Below are 6427 nucleotides of genomic sequence, written 5' to 3' on the forward strand. Positions count from 1 at the left end.
GGTTTCACCCACATCTATCTAAACACGGCTAGCACAGCGTGTAAGAATCCCAAGTATTTATGCTTGGGAGTACGTCAATCTGTTTTACCGTGCGACAGACCGAAACCGTGAAAAGGAAGTGATGAACCTGAACGAAAAAGGCGAGGCTAAACAGCCAGCCGCCTCTCGTATTTCCATAAAGTCAATTCTGTTTGGATTGATGCTGATGCCGCTATGCGCATATCTGGTGGCGCTTGAGGAGATGATTTGGCATTCCCTCCACTGGACATCAATGTCCCTGCCGCAACTCTCGATCTTTTTTCTCTTTTTCTTAATCCTCCTCAACAAAGGCGCCGGACGGTTGTTGTCAAGAGACCCGTTTTCACAAGCAGAATTGTTGATGATTTATTCAACTCTCTCTGCAACCACAGCATACACCGCACACGACAACATGGTCTGCATGATGGGGGTCCTTACGCACGCCTTTTTCTACGCCACCCCAGAAAACGAATGGGCAGCACTTTTCCACAAACACCTCCCCGACCTGCTCGTTATCCGTGACCCCAATGCGGTGAATTATTTTTACAGAGGCGAATCCTCTTTCTTTGCGAGCGGCTACTATCAATTCTGGATTAAACCCGCCATCGGTTGGTCGTTTCTGCTTGCTGTTCTGTTTTTCATGCTGCTCTGTATTAATGTCATCCTCCGGAAACAGTGGATTGAAAATGAACGGCTCGCCTACCCAATTATCCAGATCCCGCTGGAGATGACTGACTTACGTACCGGTTTCTTCCGCAACCGGATGATGTGGATCGGATTCACTGTTGCCGGCGTGATAAGCCTTCTCAACGGTCTCAATTTTCTCTATCCGAGCGTTCCTCGTATACCAATCAAAGAACCAAACTACGATCTAGGTGTCTATTTCAACGAAGAGCCGTGGAACGCCATCGGCACATTGCCCCTGCGATTTTATCCATTTCTTATTGGTCTATCGTTCCTAATCCCCTTAGATCTCACCTTCTCAACTTGGTTCTTCTTCCTATTCCGCAAATTGGAGCGATTGGTCGGAGCGATGGTTGGCTGGAGCACCATCCCACAATATCCATTCTTTGGTGAACAAGCAACGGGTGCTATGATCGGGCTTTGCCTCACGGCACTCTACCTCGGCCGCCGCCACTTCGTCGAAGTTTTCAGAAAAGTAGTCGGGCTCCAATCCACGCTTGACGACTCAAATGAACCCATGCGCTATCGAACCGCGGTGTTCTCTTTAATCGGCGGCATGATAGCACTGATGATATTTTGTAGCCATCTGGGCATGTCCCAATGGCTTGTCCCCCTCTTTTTCGCGCTCTATTTTATGATAGCTACCGCACTCACGCGAATGCGAGCAGAGTTGGGGCCTCCCTTACACCCAATAAGATTGGTGAACCCACAAGTTATCCTTGTCGCAGCCCTTGGGACGCGAAGACTTGGTACAGCTAACCTAACCATGTTTTCCCTGCTTTTCTGGTTCAATCGATACAACCGCAGCCACCCGATGCCGCATCAGTTGGAGGCTTTCAAGTCGGCAGAACGCACTCATGCGAGCACCAGCCGTCTTTTCTGGGCAATGATGCTCTCCTTGATTGTTGGTCTGCTGGTTTCATTCTGGATCTTCCCCGTCGTCCTCTACCAATACGGTGCCTCAACCGCTGGAGAGCTGTTGGGCGCAGGCTGGCAGGCATACAATAGCCTCGGCGGGTGGTTGCAATACCCACGTCCACCGGACCCGGTCGCAGGCAGTGTCATTGGTGGATCATTAATCTTTTCCATGTGGATGTCATGGATGCGCATGCGTTTTCTATGGTTCCCATTCCATCCGGGTGGATATATTCTGGGTGTCAGTTCGGGCACAATCGACGTCTACTGGTTTGCGCTCTTCGTCTGTTGGTTGATAAAACTGCTGGTACTCCGACACGGCGGTGTGAAAACCTATCGGAAGATTTTGCCCTTCTTCATGGGATTGGTCGTCGGTGACTTTATCGTCGGAACCTATTGGGGATTGCTGAGTATTATTCTAGGAACACCTCTGTATACGACCTGGTTCTGACGCCTAGTCACTTTCCTGTTTTCTGGTCTCCGCGTTGCCCACATTTCACCGGTCGATGTCCTATAACAAGAAAACTTAGAAGCCGAGTTTATGATACAACCCCAGCAGCATGATAGGTACATAACAATGAACCGATGAACCAAATATAATGAAACAGGTCGAAACCTCCCGCCTCTCAATCAAAGCAATTGTATTTGGATTGCTGCTTATGCCCCTGTGCCTCTACCTTGTGTCACTTGAGGAAATGATATGGCACTCCCTCCACTGGACATCCATGTCCCTCCCGCAGCTTTCGATTTTTTTCCTGTTTTTTCTGATTTTGCTCAATAAAATCGGTGGAAGGTTCATGGCGAAGGAACCCCTTTCGCAAGCGGAACTGCTAATGATCTACACCACCGTCTCCGCAACGACGGCAGTCACCGCCCACGATAACATGGTCTGCATGATGGGGGTTATACCCCACGCCTATTTTTACGCCACACCCGCAAACGACTGGGCAAATCTCTTTCACAGATTCCTTCCGGATGTGCTGCTCGTCCGAGACCCCGACGCTGTCGAGTATTTCTACAAAGGCGAATCCGCCTTCTGGGCTACAGGTTTCTACCGATTCTGGATTCGACCTGCTATCGCATGGTCATTCCTGATTTCTGTCCTCTTTTTTATGCTCATCTGTCTCAACGTTATCCTTCGCAAACAGTGGGTCGAACATGAGAGGCTGGCATACCCGATTATCCAAATCCCCATGGAGATGACCAATCCAACGCACGGTTTCTTCCGCAACCGGCTTATGTGGATAGGTTTCGGTGTCGCGGGCGTAATCAGTCTCGTTAACGGTGTGAGTTTTCTATATCCGAAAATTCCCCATTTCCCGATTAAGGAACCCACCTACAATCTGGGCGTCCTTTTCACAGAAGAGCCGTGGAATGCCATTGGTGCGTTACCCATGCGGTTCTACCCATTTCTTATTGGACTCTCTTTCCTGATACCCTTAGATCTCACCTTTTCGACTTGGTTCTTCTTCCTATTTCGCAAAATGGAACGATTGGTCGGTGCAATGATGGGGTGGAATACCTTCCCACGTTATCCCTTCTTTGGAGAACAAGCCACCGGTGCCATGATCGGGCTATGTGTGATGACGCTCTACATGGGGCGACGCTATTTTTGGGAAGTATTTAAGAAAGTCGTCAACCTAAAATCGACGCTTGATGATTCCAATGAGCCAATGCGCTACCGGACAGCGGTACTCTGCCTTATCGGTGGAATGATCGCCCTGATGTTCTATTGCAACAGCTTAGGGATGTCTCTGTGGCTCGTGCCGACATTTTTTGGGCTCTACTTCATGATTGCTACAGCCCTCACACGAATGCGAGCTGAATTGGGGCCTCCCTTACACGCGATCGTTCTCGTGAATCCACAGGTGGTTCTCGTTTCTGCGTTTGGAACGCGGCAGATCGGAGCGCAGAATCTAACAATGTTTTCGCTATTTTATTGGTTCAATCGGTTAAACCGAAGCCATCCCATGCCCCACCAACTAGAGGCATTCAAGTCCGCCGAAGGCACCGGTGTCAACACCCACCGACTTACTTGGGCGATGATGCTCTCTCTAATTTTTGGCGTCCTCTTGGCATTCTGGATATTTCCGGCAATGCTGTACCGGTACGGTGCTTCGACTGCCGGAGAGTTGTTAGCAGCAGGATCCCAAGCGTGCAATAGCCTAAGCGGCTGGTTACAGAATCCGAAGGAGCCCGATACTTTAGGTGCAGGTATCATCGGTGGTTCGGCTATCTTCTCAATTGTAATGGGGTGGATGCGGATGCGCTTTATATGGTTTCCATTTCACCCGGCAGGATATATTCTAGGCATCAGTTCAGGAACCATTGATGTCTACTGGTTTGCGCTCTTTGTCTGCTGGGCGATAAAGCTGCTAATCTTAAAACATGGCGGGGCGGCGACCTATCGGAAGGTTGTCCCGTTTTTCATGGGATTGGTGGTTGGAGACTTCATCGTCGGCACTTATTGGGGACTGCTGAGTATTATTCTCAAAACACCATTGTATACAACATGGTTCTGACCAAAAAAAACGGGAAAACAAGAGCATATCGCTCTCTCATTTTCCCGTTTTCCTAGCGCATTTCTTGCACTTGGTATATTAGCCTGCTACCACAATAACTCACGGATTCAGCCGGTGCGCCCACTCGATCACCCGCTCTCTGTGTGCATCACCGCCGCCGCTATGCATGTCGTAGGGGTAATACAAGATCTCCTTCTCACAGGTGAGATGGTTATAGGTAGCATATACAGTGGAGGGTGGACAGGTCGTGTCCCGTAAACCCACGGAGATCAACGTCGGACAGGTTATCCACGGTGCAAGATTCATATTGTCAACGTAACTCAACGTCTTCATCCCCTCTTCTTCCCGCTCCGGATAGCGAATGAAGTAGTTGTTCAATTCGCCGTATTGGTTCTCTCGCGCCATCTTGACAGCATCAGGATAGTAGCATAAGAACGGAACCATCGGCATTGCAATGGCGGGTCGGTCACTTAAGGCTGCAACGGCGAGGCTCAAGGCACCGCCCTGTGAACCACCGAGCACACCGATCCGACCCGGATCTACCTCCGGACGCTCGGCAATAAATTCCACACCACGCACACAATCCATATAGGCAAAGCGATAGAGGTATTCCTCTTTATTCATGATACCGCGCGTCATCCACCCAAGCCCGTGTCCTCCTTCATATTCAGTCCAGTCCGGTGCTTCACCACGTCCACGCACATCCATTGCCAATACGACAAATCCCATCAACGCCCAAGGCAAATGGGTCGAGATTCTATCGCGGTAGCCGTGATAACCGTGGTAGATTACCAATGCCGGGCGCGGCGCGGGATCTTCGGGGATGAAAAACCAACCGCCTGCCCGCGGTGGCTGATCACTTTCACCCGCTAACCCATCAAACGTCGCAGAAAACACCTGAACCCGTTTTACAGGATAGTCAATAGGAACCAGTTCGGGATTCAGCGGTTGTGCCATACTCTCCGCTTTCGTGCGTTCCCAAAACTCCTCAAAGTCCGGCTGCGCTGTACGGGGCGGTTTGTAATTCTCCAACTCCTCTAATGGTAAATCAAATGTCCACATCTTATAAGTCTCCTGTTATCTATCGCACAAACTGATGATTGATAATAACGCTTATTACTCCCCTACTGCGCTACGGCCTTAATTGCCCTTGCATCCAGGAAATCAACTCTTCAATGCCCGCGCTATGTCCATCGTAAGGCAACACTTTTAACTCCTTTTCACCCGCAATCAGGTTGTAGATTCCCACCGAATCTTGAGGTGGAGCGGTATTCCCCTGTAGACCAAGCGGGAAGAATGAAGGACAATTCACACGATGAGCAATATTGACCGGGTCAAAGTAGTTCAACGTATTCCAGACCGTATCTTCCTGTTCAGGATACCGTGTCAGGTAAGTCTTAACCTCATCTGCGGCAATGCTGCTTGCACTGATAACGTGTCGCTCCCAGTTGCAAGGATACGGTCCGACTGGCGCAATCGTGTTGATCTGCGAATTAAATGCTGCTGTCCATAAACTAATAAACCCGCCTAACCCATCTCCAATGATCCCAATCCTATCTGAATCAACTTCCTCACGACCGTTGAGAAACTGAACCGCTCGGAGTCCATCGGCGATGCAGCCGCGCAAATAGTATTCGTGCGGATCCTGGATACCTTGAGGAAAATAGCCCTTGTTGTTACCCCACGAGTAATGCGTCAAGTCGGAAGAATCCCCGTGTCCCCGAATATCTGGAACGAGCACGACGAATCCTTGAAGTGCCCACGTCAGATGTATACAGATACGTCCGCGAAAACCGAGGTAGTCGTGCCAACGAATCAGTGCGGGTAGCTTCTCCGATGTAGAGCGAGTAGGTACGAGAAGCCATGCCTGAATACGACCACGATCAAAGGCATCGAACGAGACCTGATAAGCGGACAACTTCTTTGAGGGGTATTCCACAGAGACGACCTCAGCATTCAGCGGTTGGGATTGAGCCAGCGATTGTGTCTCGTCCCAGAACGCGTCAAAATCAGCCGCCGCCGTGCGTTGCGGTTTCTCGGCAAGCCATTCGTTGACTTGTCGTTCCCATAGTGGCATAAATAATCTCCTTGTACCGAACAACAAGCACCCACCACCCTATGCAAAAGGGTGGTGAAGACGGGTTGCCGGTTTGTCAGCTATGACAAGAATTGTTGTACACTATGCAGGGAACAACGATCGCCGTTCCCTACCATTACAATAACCGATTTCCCTAGGCTGTCAGGACCTCTCTCAACTGATCTGCGACTACCTGTAGGTCATCATCGAT

4 protein-coding genes are annotated in these 6427 nt (G+C 50.0%); 2 read left to right on the forward strand and 2 right to left on the reverse strand.

Translation table 11 applies throughout. The features are described 5' to 3' along the window. The first annotated feature begins 379 nt into the window (after positions 1-379). Together J4G02_19715 and J4G02_19720 are read left to right on the forward strand one after the other, a co-directional pair. The gene (locus J4G02_19715) at positions 380-2068 is read left to right on the forward strand and encodes a hypothetical protein (protein MCE2396761.1); all 1689 of its coding nucleotides are present in this window, start codon (positions 380-382) and stop codon (positions 2066-2068) included. 148 nt (positions 2069-2216) lie between these two features. Beyond that, positions 2217-4139 (forward strand): hypothetical protein, encoded by a 1923-nt coding sequence (locus J4G02_19720; protein ID MCE2396762.1) that lies wholly within the window; start codon positions 2217-2219, stop codon positions 4137-4139. Between the two features lie 99 nt (positions 4140-4238). On the opposite strand, the gene J4G02_19725 is transcribed toward J4G02_19720, so the two are convergent. Together J4G02_19725 and J4G02_19730 are read right to left on the reverse strand one after the other, a co-directional pair. Further along, on the reverse strand, positions 4239-5201 hold the full coding sequence (locus tag J4G02_19725; protein MCE2396763.1) for an acetylxylan esterase: 963 nt from the start codon (positions 5199-5201) through the stop codon (positions 4239-4241). A 70-nt stretch (positions 5202-5271) separates the two neighbouring features. Then, positions 5272-6216 carry an acetylxylan esterase gene (locus J4G02_19730; GenBank protein ID MCE2396764.1) on the reverse strand — a complete coding sequence of 315 codons (945 nt, stop codon included), beginning with the start codon at positions 6214-6216 and terminating at the stop codon, positions 5272-5274. Positions 6217-6427 lie beyond the last annotated feature (211 nt).

The sequence above is a fragment of the Candidatus Poribacteria bacterium genome (assembly GCA_021295755.1).
Lineage (GTDB): Bacteria > Poribacteria > WGA-4E > WGA-4E > PCPOR2b > PCPOR2b.